This window comes from Paenibacillus sp. 32O-W (assembly GCF_007679495.1).
Taxonomy (GTDB): domain Bacteria; phylum Bacillota; class Bacilli; order Paenibacillales; family NBRC-103111; genus Paenibacillus_L; species Paenibacillus_L residui.
On sequence record NZ_VEGP01000020.1, the window covers coordinates 1 to 24647 of the forward strand.

Here is a 24647-nt window from a genome sequence, read left to right on the forward strand (position 1 = left end):
ATATCAAGGAAGCGAAGAACGGCTTCTCCATTGATAGAATTGCGACGAGCGAATTTGAGGCGAATGAACTCGACTTGCTGATCAAATTACTCGCCTACAATTTGTTCGAGCGATTCAAGCGAAGTTGCTGCGAACCGGTACATCAAGGTTACACAATCGCTCGGTTCCGATTAGAGTTCTTCCACTGCGCAGCAACGATTATTCGCCATAGCCGCAACATCATTCTCAAGCTGGCAAAAGACTTTGTAAACCGGTATGCATGGCAACGAATTGAAGCCAGGATCGCACTTTTGGAATGAAAACCCCTAAATTTAACATGGAAGAAATCGCAGCCTCTTCATTGGGGAGGGGGAAAGTGTATCCACATAATGTTGACTTGAACCGAACGAACTGGGAAACCTCCACTTTTTTACAGTCCGCGAGGCAGATCCACTATATTCAGTGTTTGATATTACGGGCTTTCGAAATTTAGGATCAACTTCATTCCCGGTTGGGAGGTCTGCCATGAAATTACTGCATTGGTTTGCAAATCGGTGGGTTGAGTCCCTCCAGCTTCGTCTCACGGTTTACTTTCTGCTCATTCTGATTCCACTCGTCTTCATTAGTTTGTATGCCAACTTCAAATCGAAATCGATCCTCGACCAGCAAGTAAGCGAGCGCATACAGAACGCCATGTCGGGAGCGATGGAATACATTGATCTCACCATACAAAATGTAGAAGAGCTCTCCATGATTGTCGCCATGGACGGCAATATCAATCAGAAGCTGACCCAACTGGATACGAAGACGCTTCCGCAGTCCAACTTCGACTTCGGTCAAGTATTGGCCAGCATAACCAACATTAATACGATTAATCCTTTACTGTCTCAAATTTCGATCCTGCATGCCTCATCCGGCACTATTCTGTCCACCCGTTTCGGAGGAAAGCGCATCGAGGATCTGGAAGCCCAGATATGGTATCAGGCGGTCATTAGCCATAATAAAGGGGCCGGCATCTGGTTAGTCCCACGCCACAATGAACCCGGCTACGATATAGAGCTGGAATCTATCTTCAGTCCGAAGAGCGTCACTCTGATGCGGTTGATGGATTATTTCAGCCCCGACGCCAATAATGTCCTGATGCTTACGATCAACAAGCAGAAGCTGCTGCAGATGATCAGCAATCTGTCAGGCTCCGAGCAGGAGAACGTCTATCTGTTCAATGAGAATATGCAGTTGATAGTGTCCACCACGGAGGAGCCTCTGCCCTCTATGGCCGATACTCTGACCACCAAGAACGGAATGGTCGAAACGGCGACGGATCATGACAATGAGCTGTTTATCCGGCGGATTAATTCCAAGGAAACCGGATGGTCTCTTATTCTGCTGCAGCCGATTCATGCCATTCACCAGTCTTCGAATCATTTAAGCCAATACACTTACTATATAGTTGCTGTCAGTATTGTTCTAGCCGTTATTATTGCATGGGTCATCTATCGCGGAATATCGTCCCCTCTTGCCTCTCTGGCCTACGGCATGAAACAAATGAGGCAGGGAAATTTGAATACCCGCCTGCCTATGGACCGAAAGGACGATTTCGGCAAGGTCACCCGCTCATTCAATGATATGGTAAAGGAGCATCGGGACTTGATCAAAAATAATTATGAACAGCAGCTATTGATGGCAAAAACGGAATTGAGATTGCTGCAATCTCAGATTAACCCGCATTTTCTGTACAATACGTTGGACTCCATTTATTGGAAAGCAGAAAATTACGAGGCTGAAGAAATCAGCGAAATGGTACTGAATCTTTCGAAATTTTTCCGGACCAGTCTAAGCAAAGGGAAGGATGTCTTTACCATTGAGGAGACGGTGGAGCATTTAACCTATTATTTGACGGTTCAGCGGCTGCGCTATGCAGATCATTTCAGCGTACGCTTCGATATCGAAGAAGAGAGTAAACCGGTTCCGCTTCTCAAGCTGATTCTGCAGCCTTTAGTGGAGAATGCCATCCTTCATGGGCTGGAGAAGAAGCCGGAAGGGGGAGAACTGAAGATTTCCAGCCGGATACGGGATGGCCTCCTTATTCTAACGGTGGAAGATAACGGTAAAGGAATCGACAGCGAGAAGCTCTCGGCCATTCGTCGGCAGTTGGATAAAGTCTCTTATAATGACTATGCGAAATTTAGCGGGATTCAGCCGGTTTACTATGAATTTTTCGGTCTGAGGAATGTGAAGGCACGCTTGAAGCTGTTCTACAAGGAACAGGCTGATTTGGAGATTGAAAGCACACTGAATGTCGGAACGGCCATTACGATTACCATTCCCTTGGAAAGCTGCTATGAGATCGGAACAGGACAAGAGGAGGACTAGAGCCCGTGGATTTGATGATCGTCGATGATGAAATTCAATTGCTGGACAATATGGCCCGCAACATCCCGTGGGATGAGCATGGCATCGAGGTTGTCGCAACAGCGGAAAACGGCGCCGAAGCCTTGGAGCTCTTCCAGATCACCAAGCCGGATATCGTCCTGCTGGATATCCAGATGCCGGAGGTCGACGGCCTGACAGTAGCCCAGCAGATTACGGCGGCCAATCCCCGCGTCAAGATTATTATCCTCAGCGGTTATGACGACTTCTCCTACGCCCAGAAAGCGGTGGAAATTAATGTCGTGAAATACTTGTTAAAGCCGGCCGGCTTCAAGGAAATTACGAATGCGGTTCTGGAAGCCAAGCGATTGATCAAGCAGGAGTTGGATGCTCTGTACAAGCAGGAGCAGCTGCAGAAAGCTTGGGAGGATCATCTGCCGGAATTGCGCAGCAACTTTTATTTAAACTGGGTGCTGGGGCAATATACCGGATGGGAGCTGGAAAAGCGCAGCCAGGACCTTATGATCGATCTGTCTTCGGTCCAGTACTACGCCGTTATCATTGTAGATATAGACCCTTTGGAGGAAACGGAGACACGCTTTACCGAAAGAGACAATTCCTTGCTCCGGTTCTCCCTGAATCAGATGGCCAAGGAATACTTACACGACATTCCCTGCCAAGTCCTGAAGGATTACGATGATTCCACCATCCTGCTGTTTATGGAGAAGAACGAGAGGAAATCCAGTGATTTCATGACGGAGATTCACCGGCTTACCTCCCGCCTGCTGGTCCTCGTGAAGGAATACTTAAAGGTAACGGCTAGTGCGGGAATCGGCAATGCGGTCGCCTCCAAGGAATCCATCTTCGAGTCCTATCAGCAAGCCCGCCGGGCGCTTCAGGAAAGAGTCATTTACGGGCATGATTTGGCCATCCCCTATCGAGGGCAGAAAGACAGAATGGCGGAAATTCCGTATAATCCGCCATTGGAAAAGATGCTCTCCAATGCATTGAAAGCCGGAAATGAGGACAAAGCTATTGAAGTCGTCGATGAACTGGTCCGGCTGGGAATCCATCGGGCGCAATCTGTAGAGCAGGTGCGGGAGATCGCTCTGTATTTCAGCAGCCTGTTCGTCAGGACGGTACATTCCCAGGGCTGGGCGATGCAGGAAGTCGTCGGGGACAATTATGTTTATTTCCAAAACCTGCATTCTCTGCAGACGAAGGAGAAGATTGTCCAATGGCTGTACAGTACGGTCCGCAGCATAACCCGCTATGCCAAACAGCTCAGCAGCTCGAACAGCCACCAGATTGTCGAGGAAATTATGAAATTCGTCGAGGCCGAACTCGACCAGCCGATCAACCTGCATACGATAGCGCAGAGATTATATGTCAATTCGTTCTACCTGTCGCGATTGTTTAAACAGGAAACCGGACAGTCATTCTCCCACTATGTGCTGGACAAGAAAATGAAGCTGGCCATGGAAAGGCTGAACGAGGGAACGAAGGTTTTGGAGACGGCGCGCTCGCTCGGTTATAAGGATGTCAGCTATTTTACTAAAGTATTCCGCAAATATTGGGGAGTTACCCCCGGTGAAGTAAGGGGTTAGGCATCTCGGGAGGCTCAAGGATAGCAGGCCGGGTAAAAAGGAGTTTCTATTGAAGCCCGGCACAGAAGATGAACAACCCGGTATTAGAGGCAGCTTTTTTTGCCGGGTGGAAAATTATTCGATCCTATGTGGTAAGAAAAGCTTCTATATGAAGCAATTTCGGGGATGTTGTAAAATTGTTCCTTACCAGACGCTTTTCATGGCATGTGGGGAATTATTCCATGCGGTTTGCAGCTAGCTTGCTCCGAATCTGGGGTGAAATTTGAAAACTAAATGGATTTCATACAGTTAGATTTCTATATTCGGAAGAAATATGGGAACTAACTGGAAAACCTACAGCTAGTTTGCGCCAAAACAGCCGTTTCGCCCAAAGCTGCCCATTCTAACTGTAGTTTATCCAGTTAGTTTGATAATTTTCGCCCATTCGCTTGAATCTACCTGTACAAAATACAGTTAGACGTGCCGCTCCGCTTGCAACGAATTTACCTGCATGAAATACAGTTAGGCGCCCATTCATGCCGCTTGGCCGCACCACCAGATGGTGAAAACAAGCCAGCGGATTTAATTTCCAAGATAGTTACGTCAGTTTCATTCCAAACCCGCAGGTATGAAGTGCAGTTGTGCCCTGGACACAAGACCGCGGCCTTTAGCCTGGTCTGGTCAGGCCTTAGCTTGCTGAAGCCTCGGCCTTGGCGGACGTCAGACCGGCACCCACACTTTCGGGACGCAGTGTCCCGTCGGGCCTCGATAGCCTCCGTTGGTACAGATTGTTGGCGACCAACGCTCCCATGACGAGCAGGGTTCCGCTCAGATCGTACGGAGTCATTTGGTAGCCTTGGGCCGCACTCACTACGAACGTGGTCACCGGGATAAAATTAATAAATAAAATTCCGTTCATCGGAGTAAGATGCTTGACTCCCAAATTCCAGCTCAGTAGAGCAATGACTCCGGGAAACAGGATCATAAAGCCCATCTCCGGGCCAATGAGCATGATTGTCTCCATACTCGGCGCCTTCAGAATACCTAACCATGTCAATACCGCGACAATGACTGCCGAGGTGCCTGTACCGAGCAGACAGCTTAAGGTGGAGTAGCGCAGGGCCGACCACCGGGGATAGCTCTCCCCTCCCACAGTGTACAATAACCAGCCCAACACGGCTATCAGCATCAGGCCGATAGCCAGCATCTGATGGAAGGACAGCAGCAGAGAATGCAAATCTCCGTGAGTAATGATAAGAATAACTCCTGTGAAAGCCACACTGACGGTAACCAGAGTGAACCGGCTGGGCCGGACATTTTTGTACAGCCACATAAAAACAACCGTCAGCATCGGCATGAGAGCTTCCATAATCGAGGCGATGATAATGCCTGATGTGCCAAGCATGTCCTGCCCGAGAAAAATACCAAAGTTATATACCGTGAAAGCCATCGTTCCGAAGAACCACAGACGCTTCCCTTCCTTCCCCAGGCGAAAGGCCTCCCTCCCCTCCTTCCACCAAAGCAGCCCGATTAAAATGACCGTGACCGCGGAATACCGGATCAGAGAAAAATATAGCGCATCGACATGCTTCAGTGCGCTGTGAGCAACAGGAAACATAGCCCCCCAGGACATACTGGCGAGCAGGCAAAGCAATCCCCCTATTACTATACGGTCTCTCTTCATCTTGTTCTCTCGTTCTCCTATCCATCGTGTAGTCCGTAAAATCTGCCTTTCCATCATATCCGGTATTTTACATCAAGTAAAACGATTGAAAATGAACGAATCTATCATTATTATTGATAGATAGGAGGGAGGCCGGGTTATGGAGATTAGCGATCTGATTATATTTCAAAGTGTTGCCAAGCAAGGGAGCGTAAGCGGGGCCGCCCGCCAGTTGAATTACGTGCAATCGAACGTAACCGCCAGAATTAAGCAGTTGGAGAAAGAACTGCATACTTCCTTATTCTACCGCCACAGCCGGGGGATGACTTTAACGCCCGAAGGCAAGCGGCTTCTGGAGTATTCGGATAAAATTATTTTTACTATGAAGGAAATGCAAAGCGCTTTTCAAGACCCCGACCATCCGGCGGGTAATGTAGAAATCGGGACGGTAGAGACGGTTTTCCGGCTGCCGCAAATTCTGTCAGTCTATTATCATCGCTATCCCATGGTAGATTTGTCACTGGTTACCGGCGTCACGGAGGAATTGGTACAGGACGTCATTAACCACCGTTTGGACGGGGCTTTCGTCACAGGTCCGGTTATCCACCCCCAGATTGTGCAGCATGAAGCGTTCGAGGAGAAGCTGGTACTGGTCACACACAAGAGCGCCACCAGCCCTCTGGATGAATTGACCAACAAGCCGCTGCTGGTATTCGGTTCGGGATGCGGTTACCGTTCCAAGCTGGAGCAATGGCTGCAGTTGGAGGGCATCACACCTGTCAAAAAAATCGAATTCGGAACTTTGGAGACGATACTTGGCAGCGTAGCTGCCGGCTTGGGGATAACCCTCGTTCCGGAATCTGCGGCCGCCACCTTTCGCGAGCTGGGTAAGGTGAGCGCCTATTCGGTGCCGGAGGAAATCGGCCAGATCCGCACGGTGTTCATTCGCTCCGCGGAATCATTCCTGACCAATTCCATCCAGAAATTTATAGAGGTGATTGAGGCCACATCAAAGGAGCAGCTTTCCCCCATAGGGTAAGCCCTATCCGAAAACGGGAGATAACAAGACCTTATTTCCCGCGCAATAGGCTTTTAATACCATTTGATCGGGAATAGCCATGAGAGATAAGACTCATTTTCCCTGACAGGAATCGGCAATTCCTTGATGTTTCCATTCCCTTCCCTTAGAATGAAGGGAGTTTTCTGCAATTCTTATACCTTTCCCATGGGGCGGGATTCAGGAGATTTGCCGCGGCCCATTGCCAGTCTGCTTAGTTTAAGATGGGAAAGGATTGCGGACCTAACATTTACTCGGGAGGTTGTTTCAGTGAAGAAGAAAGCAGTCGTATTTGCATCCACCGCCACACTAATGTTCGGGTTAGTCGCTGGCGCAACAGCCGCTCCAGTGTTGGAGAACATCTCCGCCTACCTCAACTGGGGCATCAGCTTCAAAATTAACGGACAAAGCTGGACGGCCAAGGATGAGGATGGCAACAAGCTCGTTCCTATCACTTATAACGGCAGTACCTATCTGCCTGTAAGAGCGGTGGCTGAAGCGCTCGGAACCGCCGTAGACTGGGATAATGACACTCAGACCGTCCTTCTCGGCGAGAAACAAGACACTGTTCATATGAACGATGTCAAAATGGACTTGGGCTACAGCAGTCATGTCATGGCTACCACCGATAAGCAATATACGGTGCAGGATGGCCAGGATTACAAGGCCGGGATAGTCGTTGACGACATTAATTCCGCACAGAAGTCCTTCAAGCTCGTACCGGAAGGAAAATATCAGAAGCTGGAGCTGCAATTTTTCGGCTTGGAAATTCAGAAAGACGTAGAAATAAAAGTGTATGGGGCTAACGATACGGTCATCAAGCATGTAATGCTCTCCGGCAGCACGTCCCAGAAGGTAGACCTGGACATCGGCGGCCTTAAAGAAGTGAAGGTGGAATTTAAGGGTGGCCTCTCTGCAGCCGACAAAGTATTTACTACAGGCACTTATCGTTAATTTATATTGAGAGGCATTAACCCCCGCGCTTGGAGACCGTTCTTCGCGGCCCTCATAAGGCGGGGGTTCGTCTTATTGATGCTTAATCATTGAGCCTTTCGTCTGTTTTGTATCACTAAATATACGAGGTAAAGCACAATCAGGCCAATCATGATTCCGAGACTGACTATAGCACGATCCTGGGGAGACGTCGTCAAGAGATCGGCGATAAAGTCGGGAACTATGATAATACAAGGCACGATAATGGTGACCCACGTCTTGGCAAAGATCGAATACCCGATAAGGAACACTCCGCAGGCGGCGGCAATCATATAATTCTGGGACGGCGTTGCAATAAATACGGGGCTTAAATCCATGAACCGATTAAGCAGCTTGATGCCGAGGAAAATCCCCATGGGAACAAACCCTATTACCCAGTACATCGCGATGCGGACTGCTTTGGAGAGAGATCTGGAGCTTTCTAACCGCAGGAAGAGAATAAACATCCCCAACCCGATCACAAAAGCCGTCAGATTGCCGATAATATCAAGCAGAGTGTAAACTGCGTTTCCTTGCAGAGCATCCGGCAGAATTACGAAGGCCAGCGCCAGCGGGAAGAAGAGCAGCAGCGTCGACATTATTTCCTTCTGATCGGTCTTCATTTCAACTCTCAGTTGATCCATATAGGCTTTCGGCGAGCCGCCTGTTATTTCCTCAATGTTCTTTCCATGCTTCTCCGCTTGAACGAAATGATCCTCCAACTCGGACACAATGTCTTCAATTTCTTGCTCATTCTTACCGTACGTTGTCAAGTACATTCTTAAGTCGGATAGAAATTTCTCCGCTTTTTTAGATAACATTGCTTAACCTCCTTTAGTATGATCTATCTCAAATAACGCATTGACGGCTTGAGAGAGCTCCTTCCACCGAGCTTCGAAATCCGCCAATTCCTTCAGACCTTCCGGGGTGATCGAATAGTATTTGCGCTTCGGCCCCGTAGGCGATGCTTTCATAACCGTGGAAACAAGACCTTCCTTCTGCATTCGGATCAGTACGGGATAAATACTGCCTTCGCTCACCATGTGAAAGCCAAACCGCTCAAGCTTCTCTATCATTTCGTATCCATAGGTCTCGCCGCGCGCTATGACAGCAAGCAAACAGCCCTCCAGTACCCCCTTCAACATCTGGGTGGATGTCGACATAGTCACACTCCCTTGCAATACAAGATAGCTGGCTAAAAAAATAACAAGATCACTGAGGTATCTTATATTACATTATAGCAAAGCGGCCAGCATAAAGCAACCACTGGACAATAATGGCATACAAACACACAGTCTCGCCATTCACGCCAACCATGTCATAGTTAAGGCCATAGCGAGACCTGTGCGTTTGTCCATATATTTCAAGCTCTTCTGCGCCATTGCAGCCTCAAATCGTTCCAGCTCTGCATGTCGTCGTTAAGTGGCCCCCGGCCCCATCCATAATAGCTTAAGCCTTAAAAAAGCGGCCGCCCCACTTCCCTTAGAATCGATCGGCAGTCGAACCAGTGCCGGTCCTTTAAATCTTTAAAGTAATGATTCCAGCCTCTGGCACAAAGAATTCTCATCCTCCATGTTAGACCAAAACCATTTCAGCTCATTACGCAACGTTGCCAGCTCATCCAAGCTCAGGTTTAATTCGGACACCAGACGAAACGAGGGAATGATCTCCCGGTACATATGAAAGCGGGAAGGCCGGGGCAGCGACTCCTTGCCTGTCCATTCAGCCGCCCGTTTGTGGGCCGGCAAGCTTAACGTATTTCTGCGAATCCTTAGCTGCGCGGAATAGGAGAGCAAATAATCGACCAGTACCTTGGCCGCTTCCTTCTGCTTGGAATGACGGTTAACCGCCAGTCCGATCACCACCAGCAAAGACCTAGCCTCGTTCATATAGGGCAGCGGAGCGACATCGAAGTCAAAATTGGCATGCCGCATATGGTTGAGGCTTAAATAAGTGGTCATGATCATCGACACCTTGCCGGAAATAAACAATTGCTCCGCATCCGCATCGCTTTCGGACAGGAATGTCGGGAAAATCCCCTGGTGATAGATCAGGTTGCGGCAGTGAACCATGCTTTCCTGAAGCTTCGTATGGCGGATCGCATAACGCCCCTCTTCATTACGCTCGAATTTCTCCCCGCTCTGCAGCAGAAACACCGGCCACCGGTTATCCGACAGAAGATGAAAGTAGAAGCCGTACCTGTCCTTGCCGTCGCTCAGCTTGACGGCCGCCTGCATGACATCATCCCAAGTCCAGCTGCTGTCAGGCTCAAGCACCTGCTTCTCTCGAAAATGCCTGCGATTATAGCACAGAATTACAGGCGTAAAAAGAAACGGCCGGATATAACTGACTCCATCCTGTGTGAATAGCCGCGATAAAAAAGGATAGATTTCCGAATCCTCCGCTTCGAGCGGCTCCAGATGGGATAGCTTCTCCTTTTCACAAATCCGCTGATAATCGGTATGGTTTAAGGTAAGAACGTCCAGCACATCATTGCCCATATAAACCATGCTCAAATCATCATATTCACCATAGGTCAACGGAACAGGCCGGACCCGGATATGCGGATGCTCCCTGTGGAAATCATCCAACAATCCGTGCAGATCGGCTTCCCGAACGACGGAAGGGTAGTATCCGAATGTAAGGGTAATTCTATCCCCTGCATAAGGCTGAGTAACCCGGTTGCCGATCCTGGGCACTTTCTCAACGAGTCCTTCGGCAACGAGAAGCTCCAGACCCTGACGGACCGAGTTTTTACTCAGTTGAAATTCGGAAGCCAGCGCTCTTTCGGAGGGCAAATACTGGCCGATGGGAAGCTTGCCGGATACAATATCGCTGCGTAACGTGTTGATCATAACATCCAGCCGTGCACGAAATGTCGTGCGGCTTGGCTTGCTGCTCGTCATAACCTTCCTAACCACCCGTCTATACTCATGTCCTGTATTTGAAAGAATCATATCCTCTGGTTCATATCCTGTCAAGATAGATAAGACCCAAGCCTCGTCCCGAAGCAAGGGGGGCCGAAGCAAGGATAAACGGCTATCGCCGTCCTTTGGACAGGCGCATTTACCGATGAAATATAGGACAGGTGAAACCTATACTTTCCTATATTTTAAAAACATAAAATCCGGCCAGACAGCCGGCTTTCAACTTTGCTATTCCTTATTCTATTTCAACCTACCGGGCAATCGTTCATCCCAAGAAACCGCAGAGCGTTGTCTCTACATAGGGCCAGACGATCCGCTTCGCTGATATTAGCCGCCGCTAGCTGAAGTGCCGTCGCTCCCATTTCCTGCAGAGGAGCGCATGAGCTATAAGCGAATGCCCCCGCTCCCCCCCCGTTGACACAGTTGGGCGATAACCGCGAGCGGGCCGTTGATATACCACAGATCGAAGATAACGCGATCCAACCGCCAATCGGAGGTCCTGAATCTCATAACGGCATCCCACTCATAATCGCGGAGACCGCTGATTAACAGCGGGTGGCCTCCGCATGTTCCTATCAACTCGGCAATTGCATGCACGGGAACGGTTTCCGCCGGGTAGCGCGGGTGCTGCAGCCGCTCGTCCTGCAGACGGGCGATGACCGAGAGCGGAAGCCCCCGCTCACGCAAAGCGGCGATGAGCTCCGCGGCGTGTTGGCCATTGATCGCATACCCGTGATAGCCCGGGAGCAGCCGGACGCCCCTCGCCCCATTCCGCTCGGCGTAATCGAGCTCCGCTTCCCAGCCTGGCTCGGCCGGATTCAGCACGACGAACGGCCACAGCCGCTCATCGGCAGCCGCTTGCGCGAGCAAAGCCTCGTTGCCGGAACGGGTATCATGGCCGAAGACGGAGGCCAGATGGCTGACGCACAGCCCGACAAGTCCAAGTCGGTCAGCCATCATCATTAAGTCTTCTGCCGAAGCCTGCGACCAGTAGCGAAACGGCCATTGCCCAATGAAGGCCGTGACGTCTACCCCGCGACCATTGACGAAGGATTCGAAAGACAAGCCATCTCTCATTATCCAGCCACCTCCTCAAGCAATCTGCTCATGTTCCCTTTGGTAATCTGCTTCACTGCCTCCGGCGATAAACCTGCGCAGAGCACCTTGCCGAGATTGCTGGCGAGACAGGCGCCCGGAAGATCCGAGCCGAAAATGACGCGATCCGCTCCGAGCCGTTCGACCGCTAAGGCGACCTCATGCGCGCCGATCGGAGTGCCGGACGTATCCGTACTTACATTAGGGTATGGAGCTATAACATTCATCGCGCTTTCCACCTGTCCTCCCATGTGGGCCATGATGATACGGGCCTCCGGATAGCGGCGCGCGAGATCCGCCACATGACCGGCCGTCGATTCGTACGGAAGCTGTCCGACCGCTTTGCGCCAGGAATGAACAAGAATGGGCGCGCGATAGGCAATGGCCTGCTCGATGAAGGGAAAGGCCAACGGATCGTTGCACAGCGTCGCGACCCATAGCTTCAGACCGATCATTCCCTGATCCTCGATGCGGCGGCGAAAATCCGCAAGCGCTTTCTCCCCGTGCCGCGGGTTCACATAGCAGTACCCGGCCACCCGGTCCGGGTAGCGGCGGGTGACCGCGACCATATCGTCATTCGCTAGCCGCACCTGTTCCCATGTAGGATAGTGTTCATAATTGCAGATTGAGCTGCCGACGAAGAGCCGGACGCCAAGCCGGTCCCCTTCCTCCAGTGTGGCCGGATGAAGATCGGAGCCATCCAGGTGAATATGCGCGTCGATCATCGGCTTTCCCTCCACCGGTTCAATTCCTCGCACGCCTTTTCCAGTCTCGTCAGGGCTTCATCGATATCCGGCTCGCCATGGCTGAAATTGACATACGAAATGTTGTAGAGCGACACCCCGTGGCGATAAGCCAGCCGGAAGAACCGTTCCCGGATTCCTTCTTTCGGCCTCCCATCCGCCTTCCCTTCCATGTCGGGACGATTGACGAATGCCGGACAAGGCCAGAAGCCTTGTACAGAGAGTGGAATATCCCGTTGCTCAAAGAGAGCGTTCAGCCCCTTCCACATACTCTCCCCGCGCTTCCATAAGCCGGTAACAACGTCTTGCTCGACATAAGTGTTAATGCACGCTTTGGCAGCAGCTAACGATAGAGTTTCTCCGCCGAAGGTGGAGGTGATAATCACGCCGCCGCGGTCACAGCACCCCATGACCTCCTTCCGCCCGGCTATGGCCGATAACGGCATTCCGTTCGCTATTCCCTTGCTGAACACGGCCAGATCGGGGACGACGCCGAAATACTCCTGAACCCCGCCTATAGCGATTCGGAACCCGGTCACGATTTCATCGAAAATAAGAAGCGCACCATGCTTCCCGGCCAGCTCGCGAAGTGCCGGGTAATAGGCTGGCCCTTCCTGCATGGCCGCATAATCCGCGGCCACGACAACAGCGGCTATCTGTCCGCCGTAGTCGGCGAACAGCCGCTCCATGGCCGGAATGTCGTTCCATGCGGCTGCATGATGGAGCGAGCTGAGCTCCCGCGGAACTCCCGGCACTTGGGCAGCCGCTCGTCCCGGCAGCTGGGAACCGCCGGCCGCCAGACTGTTCAGCCAGCCGTTATAACCGACCTGGACGATATGGTCCCTCCCGGTGTAATGGCGGGCTATGCGAATCGCGGCAGCCACGGCCTCCCCGCCGGTCTTCAGGAAGCGGACCTGATCGGCGCACGGGATAAGCTCACACAGCATTTCCGCCACTTCAGCTTCCAAAGGATGCGGATGGCCGAACGAAATCCCGCTGTCTAGCTGTCTGCGCAATGCTTCATCCACAGCCGGGAATCGATAGCCGAGTGTAACCGGCCCCAAACCATTGCGGAAGTCGATATATTCCTTGCCATCCGCATCCCATACCCTGCAGCCGTCTCCTCTCACGATAACTCCCGGTTCTTCGGGCAGAAGCTCCGGAGCCTTGGAGCAAGTGCTTGATCCCCAAGGAATGACCTTGTTTAAGCGGTTGTTCCATTGCTGGCTCGTCGTCCCGTTCCGGATGGAATCCCCCTCCTCATCGGTTGAGCCATGGTTTCGTACATCTCTAACGGTTTCCGTTCCTCTCATTTTCCTCTCAGCCGTCACGTCCCTCTACTCCCCTCTTATAATCCCCCCGCTTCTCTCTCCTCCAACCCATTCAGCAGCTTTTCTCTTTATTGTTTTCGCGTTATCCATTCTCTTTTCGGTGGAACAATGATACAATTAATGGTTGTTTAAGCGATTTAATCTGCGAAGCTTGCCGTACTGTTATTAGTCCTAAGAACGATATCCTTAGGTAACAACAATTTAAAACATGTACCATACATATTCCATTATACTTGAATACTACGAGGATGGGAAGGGATCATTTTGCGCAGGGAAAACGAATTTCTGTACATGAGGCTGTACCATACATTGAAAGAACAGATCATGACCGGCTTGGTCAAGCCCGGTGATTATCTGCTGCCGGAGAACGAACTGTGCGAATTTTACAAAATGAGCCGAAATTCGGTACGCAAAGCTCTGGAGCAGCTTCAGAATGACGGACTTGTGATCAAACGGCCGGGTCTCGGCACGATGGTCCCCGCCGATCTCGTCATCTCGCCATCAGACAGGAATGTACTGCGAATTCTGACTCCATACCCGGCTCACTTCGTCGATAACGGGCTGCCCGCCATCATCGACGCATTCTCCAAGAGATATCCCCATGTAAATGTCAAGGTGCTGAGCCTGCCGGCCTTGAACTTCTGGAAATCGTTCCAATCGAGCTCCGAAATGGGGCTCAGTCCCGACATCGTCATGGTTTCGGATTTGCAGCTTGCCGACAGCGACGTCCTTGCTCCCTTTTCCGATGTGACGACCGCTTTGGAAGATCGCCTGCACACCATTTACCCGAAATTGCTAAACCGGTTTCGTCATGAAGGCCAATTGATCGCGGCGCCGTTAACCTTCACGCCGGTATTTTTGGCATACAACCCACAGCTTTTTGCGAATGATAACATTCCCCGGCCGACAGAAGCCTGGACGCTGGACGATTTTCTCAATGCCGCCGAGGGATTGACTCATGTCAGCAACGGGATGCCCGTTCGCTACGGCTTTTCCGTCTACCCCTATATTTCCCGCTGGCCGGTGCTTGCCCTGCAGAACGGCGGAGCCAAGGAGGGGGGCGGCTTGAAGGAGAACAGCCTGCGGACAGCCCTGACGCTGCTGCAGGACATGCTGTACCGGCGGCGCATCGCCACAATGTACCCCGAGTCTGACGCGAATCCTTTCCTGTACGAGAAAGCAGCCATGACGCTAACGACAACATTCGAAATGTCCGGATGGAAGGACCGGAGCCTCATCTTTACGCCTGAAGTCGCTCCGCTGCCGTTCGGCCCGTTGAAGGCTACGCTGCTGCAGGCCAATGCGCTGATGATACCTGCCGAGGCCAGCTCCCCCGAGCTGGCCCGCGAATTCATTCGAGTGGCCCTGGATCCCGGCGTACAGCAGGCCATGTATGAGCGCTCGTCCTTCCTATCGGTTATCCGGGAAGTCAATCAAGCGGCATGTACCGAAAGCTACCTGCGCGCGCTTAATATTGAGGACCCGTTAATGAACAACAACTACTTTATTCATGATTTGTTCAACGAGGCCGAGATCGCTGAACTCAAATCCGAGTTTGCTTTGTTCTGGCTCGGGCTCGAGTCCGCAGAAGCGGCGGCCACAGCTTGTGCCCAAATCCGTTAGGGGACTCAAAAAGAACCCGGGGTTCTTTCATAATGATTAGGTCAACGGAGTTTCCGTCTGGCCTTTTTTTCATGCTGCCAATGCCAATCATTTCCAAGAAAAAGAAGCCTCCATTCCCACTTTACAACGGGTTGGAGGCTTCCTTGCTGTGGCCCAAGCTCCAGTCTTCTTTTTACAGCGTTAAACCTTATAGGCTTTCATCGCTTTGCGGACTTCCTTCAAGGAAGGGCGTTTGCCGTACATCAGAACGCCTACTCTGTAAATCTTCGCCGACAGCCATCCGAAGAAACCGATGGATACAATCAGTATGACTATGGACAGCCCAACCTCCCACAGGGCCGGATCACCGACCCCTATACGCAGGAACATAATCATCGGCGTAAAGAAAGGAATATAGGACGTCACGGTGACGAAGGTGCTGTCCGGGCTGCTTAAGCCAAACATGCCGATATAAAATCCGGCCAACAGAATAAACGTAAGCGGGGTGACCGCCTGACCGAGATCCTCCGTCCGGCTGACCAGAGAACCGACTGCCGCAAACAGGAACGCATAGAGCAGAAACCCTGCCAGATAGAAGAAGAAAAAGCCTGCGATCAACGGCAGCGGAATTTGACTCAACTGAATCCCCATGGAGCTTAGAATCTCTATATTATGCGGAAGCAGTAGATTAATGGCCGCCACTACAGCGAAGATGGCGATTTGTGCCAGCCCGAGCAGCAGCATCCCGATCACTTTCCCGAACATTTGCGTCATGGGCGAAATGCTGGAAATCAGGATTTCCATTACCCGAGAGCTCTTCTCCGCCGTCACTTCGGTGGATACCAGGTTGCCGTACATCATGACGGACATGAACAGCAGGAATAGGAGGACATAGACCAACCCTACAGCAATCGCCCTTTCCCCGGGGTCCTTCTCTGCCATTCCCCCTTCTTGAGGACTTATCTCCATCGTTTTAAGCTCTACCGGTGTGTTCAGCCGGACCAGCTGCTCCTGACTCAATCCAAGCTCTTTAACGACCGCTTCTGTCTTAACGGACTGCATAACCGTCGTCAGAATCGACTGTTCACCCGTTCCCAGGCTGCCATCGGAATGGTAGATCGCCTGAACTAATGTTCCTCTCTCTTCCACCAGCTCCAGGTAACCTGATATTTCTCCGCTGTCAATCTTGCCCTTCGCTTGCTGCAGATTGGCTTCCGGAGATCCGGCATCCGGCAGCAGCACGATCTTCAGCTCTCCATCTTCCTGTTGATTGAGAGACGCAGCTATGTCCTGAGAGTAACGGCTTCCCTCCGCTATCCCGACCGCTTTCACCTCATTGGAGGAAAATAACGAAATAATGTAAGGCAAATTAATGACTATACTTATGATTACGGCAAAAATGATGGTGGTTACTAAAGACGTTTTTGATAAAAACCGGTTTCTGAATGTAAACCGGACAACGCTCATCATATTACTCATGTCCGCTACCTACTTTCTTAATGAAGATTTCGTTCAAGGTAGGCTCCAACACCTGGAATCTGGAAACATTGGTCTGCTCCATGGCCGTTTTCAAAATATGCTGTGCGCATTCGATCTTGGAAATACGAATCTCCACACCGTTCTCCCGTGGCAGAACCGCCTTCACGCCGTCAATTTTCTCCAGGCCGGTAACCTTAGAGTCCGTCTCCAAAATAATGCGTTCTTTAGGAAACGAGCTCTTGATCTCCTTCAGATTGCCTTTCAGCACCACATTCGATTTATGAAGGATGCATATATTTTGGCAGAGCTCCTCCACGTGATCCATCCGGTGGCTGGAGAAGAGGATCGTCTTGCCTTGGTCCCTTAGCTCCAACACCGTCTTTTTGAGCAATTCCACGTTAACCGGGTCCAATCCGCTGAAAGCTTCATCCAGAATCAGAATATCCGGATTATGAATCACCGAGGCTATAAACTGGATTTTCTGCTGGTTTCCTTTGGACAGCTCTTCCACCTTTTTATTGTAATATTCCGGAACTCCGAATTTATCGAGCCATTCCTTCAAATGTTTATCCGCGGTTTTGCGGGACACTCCCCGTAGTTCGGCCAGATAAACGATTTGTTCGCTCACTTTGATCTTCGGATACAGCCCCCGCTCCTCCGGCAAATAGCCCATCGTCTTCCGCAAGCTCTCGTTATAAGGCTGTCCCTTCCACAGGATTCTGCCGCTATCCGGGACAATGAGCCCCAAGACCATCCGCATCGTCGTCGTCTTCCCGGCACCATTACCGCCCAGGAGCCCGAAGATTTCCCCTTCCTTGACCTCCAGACTGACTCCATTGACAGCCGTATGCTCTCCGAACCGCTTGATGATTTCGTGTACTTCTAATCCTGCCATTATCCAGCTCCCCTTTCCTTTCCTGCAGATACCCCGTGTTTATTCATTAAATGATAAAAAATTTCTTCCAGCTCAAGCGACTCTGTTTTAATAATCGGGTTTCCTTCCTCGGCCAGAGCCTGTCTCGTTTCCTCGAAGGAACTGGTTACGATTCGAACAGGCCCCGAACCCGAGCTTTCCATTACGCCGGGAAACTGTTTCGAACGGTCGGAAGAGCGCTCCACCCATACCGCCTTCCACTCATCCAGCAAGACATCCTTCTCATACATGCCTAACTGCTGCCCGTAACATATAAAAATAACATAGTCGGCCAGCTTCTTAACTTCGTCCATGATATGCGTAGCCATAAGTACCGATTTACTGCCGCTTTCCATAAAGCGGTGAATGTCCTCCACCATCGCCCGGGAAGCAAATGGATCCAGCCCGGAGGAAGGTTCATCCAGAAGCAGCAGATCCGGGTCATGGGCCATGGCCAGGGCAATGGACAATTTTCTCCGTACCCCCTTGGACATCCCTTTGAAACGGAGCTTGGGATCCAAGGAATAAAGCTGCATCAATTCCTGGAATCGGTCCTTCTGCCAGTTTGGATACCAATGCGAGTAGAAGCGGACAGCATCCTTAACTGTTCTCCAGCTATCGTCCCATTCTGAAAGCTCAGGAACATATCCTGTCCTCCGCTTGATCTCCACCCCATTCTCGGGGTAGGAACGGCCGAATAGACGGATCGAGCCTTCGTCGGGATAAGCCAGGCTCATCAGCATCCGGAAGAGCGTGCTCTTGCCGGAGCCGTTCGGTCCTACTACGGCGGTTATATAGCCCGGCTCCAGGCTGAAATTCAACGGGCCGAGAACAAACCGATTATCGTAATGCTTGCGTACATCTGAAACGGTCAATACCGGTTCCATAGTCTCTCCCCTTTTTTCTTTAAAATTCGGTACACGCTTGCTCTCCAACCCTTCATGCAAAAAGGCCCATCATGTTCTAAGTCGGCCTCATGGACACGGCTATGCTTTCTAGATTTTGAAGCGCTTCGGTTATTCATAGTCCTACAAGACGCAAGCGCCATTAATTCGGTTCTGTCTCCTGCAGCAGCTCGTCCAGAATGGATCTCATTTCATCGGAGGAGCACTGTACCTGTCTTCCTGTCTCTACTGCTTGACGGAAAGCTTCATAGACTGCCACATTACGGAACCGTTCCCGTTCCTCTTCGCTCACTCTGGCCACAAATGTGCCGGTGCCTTGTCTTGTATAAAGCAATCCCTCCTGCTCCAAATCCTGATACACTCTGCGGATGGTAATGACACTGCAGGACAGATCCGCTGCGAATTCCCGAATAGAGGGCAGTAGCATGCCTTCCGGCAAATGTCTGCTTAGAATCATGGCTCTCAACTGCTCCTTGATCTGATGATATAGAGGCTTACCGCTATCATTAGTAATTGTGACCGGAATGCGCATCATCCCCACCTCCACTCCATTCTCTTGCCGCACAATCTAACTTGCATCCCGCCAGTCTAACCGTCGAACGGAAATGCGCAAGCAGACTGCTTGGATCACCCCACCAACCGCTATACTGATTAAGGGGGCCAGAATGCTGCTCTTGCCGGCCAGTTCCATACTTTCCTCCACGAGATGAATTCCAGCCAACTGCAGTCCCGCCACGACAAAGATTAGAAGGAACATATGAATCACGCAGCATATAAAATACGTTCTCTCTTTAAGAGAGAGCTCCATCAGAAGATATAAGCCGCCGCAAGCCAATGAATATCCGAGCCAAATAAACACGAAGGAAATGTACTGCTCTCTCGTGAGAGGAAGAAGTTCCCATTGACTTATAAAATATAGAGGGACAAAATAAACTAGACTCATGATTACAAAAACCAGTAAGTATGCAATGTAACGGCTGAAAACAATCTCAAAGGTAGTAACGGGAAGGCTCTTAAGCAGCGTCAGTTTCTTGGACAGAGCATGGGATTTCCACCAATTGCTCCCATAATCTCTGGACATGAAAGTAAACCCAATCGTTCCCGTAACGGCCAAGAAGAATATATCGGCAGCAAAGCGAGTAAACAGTGTGTAGCTCTGACTGTATAGTAAAGAAACAGTCGTCAGGGAAAAGAAAAAGTAAAATATCGTTGTCCATAACCATCCCCAACCGGTTCGAACACTTTCGTATTTTATTAAAAACCGGACATTCTTCCACATGAACATCCTGTCCACCGACGATCACCTTCTCCTCTGTTCTCTATCCGTTTTCCAGTCCATATTTATGCTGTGATTACTGTATATATTGTTATATACAGTATACAGATTTGAATTCTGTAATGCAATACTATTCATCGATTTTCTTTATACTCTCCAAATCTATCTACGCTCTCCTAATCTTCCTGCCTGTAAAATACTTGGTTGCCAGTTCTTTTTGCTATATTTATATATCTCGTTTCTTAATGAGTCTAAGCCAAACATAAAAAAATCTGCACCTTTAAGTGCAGATTTGATTTAGCGTATAGAAGGTTACCAGCCAAAAATAGCGTCAATGACCGGCTTGGTATCTCCCCCAGGATAGAGGACATAGAGCAAAGTATAAACAATAACTCCCGTCGGAGCTGTTATCAACCACATGACAGCCGTCCAACGGCCGAGTTTTCGGTGCTTGGCAAAGCTTTTCTTATAAGCGAGAGTTAAAGTCACAATTCCGAATACCGCAGATACCGTTGCCAGCACAATGTGAAATAATAAGAAGACATAATAAAACGATCTTACCGCATCAGGAGCACTCTCGGCTATAGCGGTATTTCCCGCAAAGATGGTTCTCGATACATATACGATAAAAAAAGCAACGGCAAATATCGCTCCGGCTACCATAAACCGTTCGTGCGCTATCCGGTTTTTCTGACGAATATGATACCAGCCAATCGCTACCAGAACAGCGCTAATGACGATAAAAGAGGTGCTGATCGTTGGAAGTAAGTAGTTCAATGCCATCCCGTCCCATTAATTTATGATGATGGTACTTGTTTAGGATTTAATACAGAATCCCGCGTTTCCCCCGATTCGCTGCGCTTCATCGGCTGCAGTGATTCCAGGAGATCCCGATCCATCTGCTCTTCCTTCTTCCTTTCCGAACGGAACCATTCGAAGAAGCTGTAGGCCAGAACAATTCCATAGACAATCTCCTGCATAATCTTCATGACGACTCCGCCCATCTGTTGGTCATCTAACGAAGGAAGGAAGAATAATGTTTGCGGTGCCCCCATATACACGTCGTAAACCAACACTTGAGTAAAAATTAACAGAGCGCAAGCCGGAGTCAACAGGACGCCGTTGGCAAACATATACACCATCTTCTGAAGACCGTTGAGTCTGCTCCATTTCGGATCTTTGACAAAAATCGGAAACCACATTTGGAAAGCCGTCAGCATCAGAACCCAATGATAGATTAGATGGAGATAATGAACTTCCATAATATAGTTAAAAATTGTCGGAATGTGGTAGAAAGAAAATAAAGCGTTAAAGACAATCACGCTAATAAGCGGATGAGTAATCCGGTACAGCCACGGTTTGATCCACTTAATCTCAATTATCGATTTTATAAGCCAATGTGGCAGCCCCAAATAAAATAAAGGCGGGAAGACGAGGTAAATCAAAGACATCTGCAGCATATGAGAACTGAACAAATGGCTGTGTCCGTAATAATTGATCGGCGTTCCCTGAGCCAGATAATAGACGCCAAGCGCCGTAATCATTAATGCCTTGGTGCCTCCGCTTACCGGTCCCGACTCTGCAAAAAATTTGCGCCCGGGGCCCATCAAATAAAAATAGACGACACCGGCCAGAATCACCAGCAGCAGAATGTCAGGTCTCCATAGAGCGAAGAAATCCGGGTTTTGATGGATATGTCCTGTATTTGGCACGGGTTTTACCCCCTTATTTTCCTGTTTAACAAAGCCAAAGCATCATTTTATCCAAGAAGAAACGGCGGCCATCCTTGTCCAAGGACGTACAGTTTCTCGATGAAATATAAGAACTGAATAAGCATGCAAAACTTATACTTTCTTATATTTTAAAGAAAGAGAGGCGGTACCAGTCTAATCTAATCCCGCCTCTCCCCCTATAAATACTTACCACCAAATCCAAAATAATGCCGCTACGACTCCACACATTCCGAAGATGGCTCCGAAGATGATGCCAATAATCGGGAAGGTGTGATCTTTGTCCTTCATATGCATCCACACCGCCAATTGGAAAACCGCTTGGACGATGGCCAGCAGAATCAGGAAGGATACGAGAAATGCTTTGCTCAAGCCGCCGTAGATCACAGCGGCAAAAGCGAACATCGTCAATAAAATCGAGACTAGATACGTAATATAATGGTTTTTCGGGCCTTCAACGCGATGACGTACATTAGGCGCAGAAGATTGCTGTTCTGAACTCATCCGTTTAACCCACCTTTCCCATTAAGTAAACTACGGTGAAGATAAATACCCAAATTACGTCGACATAGTGCCAATACAAGCTGGCTACGTAAAATTTAGGCGCGGTCACTACCGTTAATCCTTTTCTGAAGCCTTGAATAATCAGCATTGCAATCCAAATCGTTCCGAATACAACGTGCGCACCGTGGAAACCGACCAAGGTGTAGAAGGATGTACCGAAAGCGCTGCTTGTAAATGTATGGCCTTCATGAACGTACTCCACAAATTCATAAATCTCAAGACCCAAGAAGGACAAACCGAGAATAACGGTAACGATCAGCCATCCGAGCATAGCCTGGACCTTGTGCTTATGCATGGCGATCATAGCCAGCACGCTCGTCAAGGAGCTTGTGAGAAGAATCAATGTTGCGGTACCGACCATGCCGAGCTTGAATATTTCGTCGGCCGTCGGCCCCTCCGGAACCTGATTCCGAAGGGCGATAAAGCCCGCGAACAGAGTTCCGAAGAGGACGGTCTCGCCGCCTAGAAAGAACCAGAACGCCAGAAGTTTATTTTTGCCTTCAAGTGTTGCTTTTTCCGGTTGGGCAGGAAGTGCGCCGTTCATGTGATTTGCATTTGCCATTTAAGCCTTACCTCCCTTTCCTTGCAGTTCCTCCAGTTCAATATGCCAACCCGGATCGTCCTTGAACGAACGGATAATCATGCACAGGAAGAAGATTGCAAGGCCGAAAATCGCAATAATGTGATCGCCGAACAGCGTGTTCATCAGGCTGCTGTCGAATTCATACCGGGCAAACATGAAGCCGAATCCGGAAATAAACAACCCAAGCGACATGATGAACGGCAGAATCGATGGAGACGGCATATGAATCGGTCCCAGAGGCTCCGCCGGAGTCATCTCTTTGTTACCTGCCATCTTCTCTTTGAACAGAGCGTCCAGTCCGCGAACGAGCGGAAGCTGCTTGAAGTTATACTCCGGAGCAGGAGAAGGAATCGTCCACTCCAGCGTACGGCCATCCCACGGATCTGCAGGAGCATCTGCCGGTTTCATGGCCGCAATAATGATGTTGAGCACGAATACGACTACACCGACTCCCATCAAAGCAGCGCCTATCGTACTCAAGAAGTTGCCCAGCTCGAGCTGTTGTCCCGGCAGGAACGTGTATACCCGGCGCGGCATTCCCATCAAGCCCAAGAAGTGCTGCGGGAAGAACGTTAGATGGAACCCGATAAAGAATGTCCAGAAGTGCAGCTTGCCCAGGCCTTCGTTAAGCATACGTCCGAACATCTTAGGCCACCAGTAGTAGAAGCCTGCGAAGATACCGAACATCATTCCGCCTACGATAGTGTAGTGGAAGTGAGCAACAACGAAGTAAGAGTCATGGTATTGGAAGTCAGCCGGAGGAACAGATAACATAACCCCGGTCATACCGCCGATCAAGAAGGTTGGAATGAATCCGACCGCCCACAGGTTAGCGGCGGTGAAGCGGATTTGTCCTCCCCACATCGTGAACAGCCAGTTAAAGATTTTAATCCCGGTCGGTACGGCGATAGCCATGGTTGCTACAGCAAAGATCGAGTTAGCTACAGGCCCCATTCCTACCGTATACATATGGTGAACCCAAACCATGAAGCCCAGGAACCCAATCAGGATAGTCGCGAACACCATGGAGCTGTATCCGAACAATCTCTTCTTGGAGAATGTGCTGACGACTTCAGAGATGATCCCGAATGCCGGCAGGATCAGAATATACACCTCAGGGTGTCCGAAAATCCAGAAAATATGCTGCCAAAGAACGATATTTCCACCCTTGGCTACATTAAAGAAGTTTCCGTCGAACAGACGGTCGAACATTAGCTGGACCAAACCTACGGTTACCGCAGGGAAAGCAAACAGAATCAATGCCGAAGTAATAAATGCAGTCCACGTAAACAACGGCATACGCATGTAAGTCATTCCAGGAGCACGCATATTTACGATCGTAACGAGGAAGTTAATTCCTCCAATCAGAGTACCCAAACCGGAAATCTGCAAACCGACTACGTAGAAATCCACTCCGAACAAGCTGGTATCTGTAGACAACGGAACGTATGCGGTCCATCCGGCGTCCGGGGCCCCACCCATGAACCAGCTCAGGTTCAGCAGCAGACCGCCGAAGAAGAACAGCCAAAATCCGAGAGAGTTCAGGAACGGGAACGCTACGTCACGTGCACCGATCTGTAAAGGAACGATAGCGTTCATAAAACCTAAAAGCATCGGCATGGCCGCCAAGAAGATCATGGTCGTACCATGCATAGTTATTAACTGGTTAAACGTGCCTCCAACGAAAATTTCCAGGTTGGGGTAGAGAAGCTGAATCCGGATCAGGAGGGCTTCCAATCCCCCGATGAGGAAGAACATTCCCCCTGCAAGGAAATATAGAATCCCTATTTTCTTATGGTCAATCGTAGTTAACCAATCCATTAAGCCGGTGTAACGTTTTACCGCATGAGATTGAGCCAACGTGGTTACCTC

The 24647-nt window shown here is 50.0% G+C and carries 23 protein-coding genes; 6 read left to right on the forward strand and 17 right to left on the reverse strand.

Features of this window, described 5'->3' with window-relative positions:
* From FS806_RS10135 to FS806_RS10145, 3 genes are all read left to right on the forward strand, one after another.
* A partial coding sequence (locus FS806_RS10135; protein ID WP_186328308.1) for a transposase occupies positions 1-299 on the forward strand: 299 nt, incomplete at its 5' end.
* Positions 300-504: 205 nt separating this feature from the next.
* Positions 505-2352, forward strand: a complete 1848-nt coding sequence (locus FS806_RS10140) for a sensor histidine kinase (protein ID WP_144935372.1) — start codon at positions 505-507, stop codon at positions 2350-2352.
* A 14-nt stretch (positions 2353-2366) separates the two neighbouring features.
* On the forward strand, positions 2367-3956 hold the full coding sequence (locus tag FS806_RS10145; RefSeq protein ID WP_260982054.1) for a response regulator: 1590 nt from the start codon (positions 2367-2369) through the stop codon (positions 3954-3956).
* 667 nt (positions 3957-4623) lie between these two features.
* On the opposite strand, the gene FS806_RS10150 is transcribed toward FS806_RS10145, so the two are convergent.
* Positions 4624-5619 (reverse strand): DMT family transporter, encoded by a 996-nt coding sequence (locus FS806_RS10150; protein WP_144935378.1) that lies wholly within the window; start codon positions 5617-5619, stop codon positions 4624-4626.
* 139 nt (positions 5620-5758) lie between these two features.
* Here FS806_RS10150 and FS806_RS10155 point away from each other — a divergent pair, with 139 nt between their 5' ends.
* Together FS806_RS10155 and FS806_RS10160 are read left to right on the forward strand one after the other, a co-directional pair.
* Positions 5759-6637 carry a LysR family transcriptional regulator gene (locus tag FS806_RS10155; protein ID WP_144935381.1) on the forward strand — a complete coding sequence of 293 codons (879 nt, stop codon included), beginning with the start codon at positions 5759-5761 and terminating at the stop codon, positions 6635-6637.
* 288 nt (positions 6638-6925) lie between these two features.
* Complete coding sequence (locus FS806_RS10160; RefSeq protein ID WP_144935384.1) at positions 6926-7609, forward strand: stalk domain-containing protein; 684 nt, start codon at positions 6926-6928, stop codon at positions 7607-7609.
* 86 nt (positions 7610-7695) lie between these two features.
* On the opposite strand, the gene FS806_RS10165 is transcribed toward FS806_RS10160, so the two are convergent.
* The 6 genes from FS806_RS10165 to FS806_RS10190 form a co-directional block, all read right to left on the reverse strand.
* Complete coding sequence (locus FS806_RS10165) at positions 7696-8448, reverse strand: DUF1129 family protein (RefSeq protein WP_144935387.1); 753 nt, start codon at positions 8446-8448, stop codon at positions 7696-7698.
* Between the two features lie 3 nt (positions 8449-8451).
* Positions 8452-8790: a PadR family transcriptional regulator gene (locus FS806_RS10170; protein WP_144935389.1), complete on the reverse strand. Its 339-nt coding sequence runs from the start codon at positions 8788-8790 to the stop codon at positions 8452-8454.
* Between the two features lie 363 nt (positions 8791-9153).
* Positions 9154-10533, reverse strand: coding sequence for an extracellular solute-binding protein (locus FS806_RS10175; protein WP_144935392.1), 1380 nt, complete (start codon positions 10531-10533; stop codon positions 9154-9156).
* Positions 10534-10938: 405 nt separating this feature from the next.
* Entirely contained in the window at positions 10939-11631 is a 693-nt protein-coding gene (locus FS806_RS10180; protein WP_144935395.1) for an amidohydrolase family protein, read from the reverse strand.
* Entirely contained in the window at positions 11631-12374 is a 744-nt protein-coding gene (locus FS806_RS10185; RefSeq protein ID WP_144935400.1) for an amidohydrolase family protein, read from the reverse strand. Before FS806_RS10185 ends, FS806_RS10180 begins: the two co-directional genes overlap by 1 nt.
* On the reverse strand, positions 12371-13723 hold the full coding sequence (locus FS806_RS10190) for an aminotransferase class III-fold pyridoxal phosphate-dependent enzyme (protein ID WP_144935403.1): 1353 nt from the start codon (positions 13721-13723) through the stop codon (positions 12371-12373). Before FS806_RS10190 ends, FS806_RS10185 begins: the two co-directional genes overlap by 4 nt.
* Positions 13724-13987: 264 nt before the next feature.
* Between FS806_RS10190 and FS806_RS10195 the strand changes: the two genes are divergently transcribed.
* Positions 13988-15346, forward strand: coding sequence for an extracellular solute-binding protein (locus FS806_RS10195; protein WP_144935405.1), 1359 nt, complete (start codon positions 13988-13990; stop codon positions 15344-15346).
* A 180-nt stretch (positions 15347-15526) separates the two neighbouring features.
* Here FS806_RS10195 and FS806_RS10200 read toward each other — a convergent pair whose 3' ends face one another.
* The 10 genes from FS806_RS10200 to ctaD all read right to left on the reverse strand — a co-directional run bounded on the left by FS806_RS10200 (position 15527) and on the right by ctaD (position 24596).
* Positions 15527-16804: an ABC transporter permease gene (locus FS806_RS10200; RefSeq protein WP_144935408.1), complete on the reverse strand. Its 1278-nt coding sequence runs from the start codon at positions 16802-16804 to the stop codon at positions 15527-15529.
* Entirely contained in the window at positions 16797-17699 is a 903-nt protein-coding gene (locus FS806_RS10205; protein ID WP_144935411.1) for an ABC transporter ATP-binding protein, read from the reverse strand. The genes FS806_RS10200 and FS806_RS10205 overlap by 8 nt, the downstream gene beginning before the upstream one ends.
* Entirely contained in the window at positions 17699-18604 is a 906-nt protein-coding gene (locus FS806_RS10210; protein ID WP_144935414.1) for an ABC transporter ATP-binding protein, read from the reverse strand. The genes FS806_RS10205 and FS806_RS10210 overlap by 1 nt, the downstream gene beginning before the upstream one ends.
* A 160-nt stretch (positions 18605-18764) precedes the next feature.
* On the reverse strand, positions 18765-19187 hold the full coding sequence (locus FS806_RS10215; protein WP_313960579.1) for a GntR family transcriptional regulator: 423 nt from the start codon (positions 19185-19187) through the stop codon (positions 18765-18767).
* Between the two features lie 3 nt (positions 19188-19190).
* Positions 19191-19907, reverse strand: a complete 717-nt coding sequence (locus FS806_RS10220) for a hypothetical protein (protein WP_222126636.1) — start codon at positions 19905-19907, stop codon at positions 19191-19193.
* A 303-nt stretch (positions 19908-20210) separates the two neighbouring features.
* Positions 20211-20681, reverse strand: coding sequence for a DUF420 domain-containing protein (locus FS806_RS10225; protein WP_186328309.1), 471 nt, complete (start codon positions 20679-20681; stop codon positions 20211-20213).
* A 14-nt stretch (positions 20682-20695) separates the two neighbouring features.
* Positions 20696-21610, reverse strand: a complete 915-nt coding sequence (locus FS806_RS10230; protein WP_144935424.1) for a cytochrome c oxidase assembly protein — start codon at positions 21608-21610, stop codon at positions 20696-20698.
* Positions 21611-21817: 207 nt separating this feature from the next.
* The gene (locus FS806_RS10235) at positions 21818-22132 is read right to left on the reverse strand and encodes a cytochrome C oxidase subunit IV family protein (RefSeq protein WP_144935427.1); all 315 of its coding nucleotides are present in this window, start codon (positions 22130-22132) and stop codon (positions 21818-21820) included.
* Between the two features lie 4 nt (positions 22133-22136).
* Complete coding sequence (locus FS806_RS10240; protein WP_144935430.1) at positions 22137-22754, reverse strand: cytochrome (ubi)quinol oxidase subunit III; 618 nt, start codon at positions 22752-22754, stop codon at positions 22137-22139.
* Complete coding sequence (gene ctaD / locus FS806_RS10245) at positions 22755-24596, reverse strand: cytochrome c oxidase subunit I (protein ID WP_186328312.1); 1842 nt, start codon at positions 24594-24596, stop codon at positions 22755-22757.
* Positions 24597-24647 lie beyond the last annotated feature (51 nt).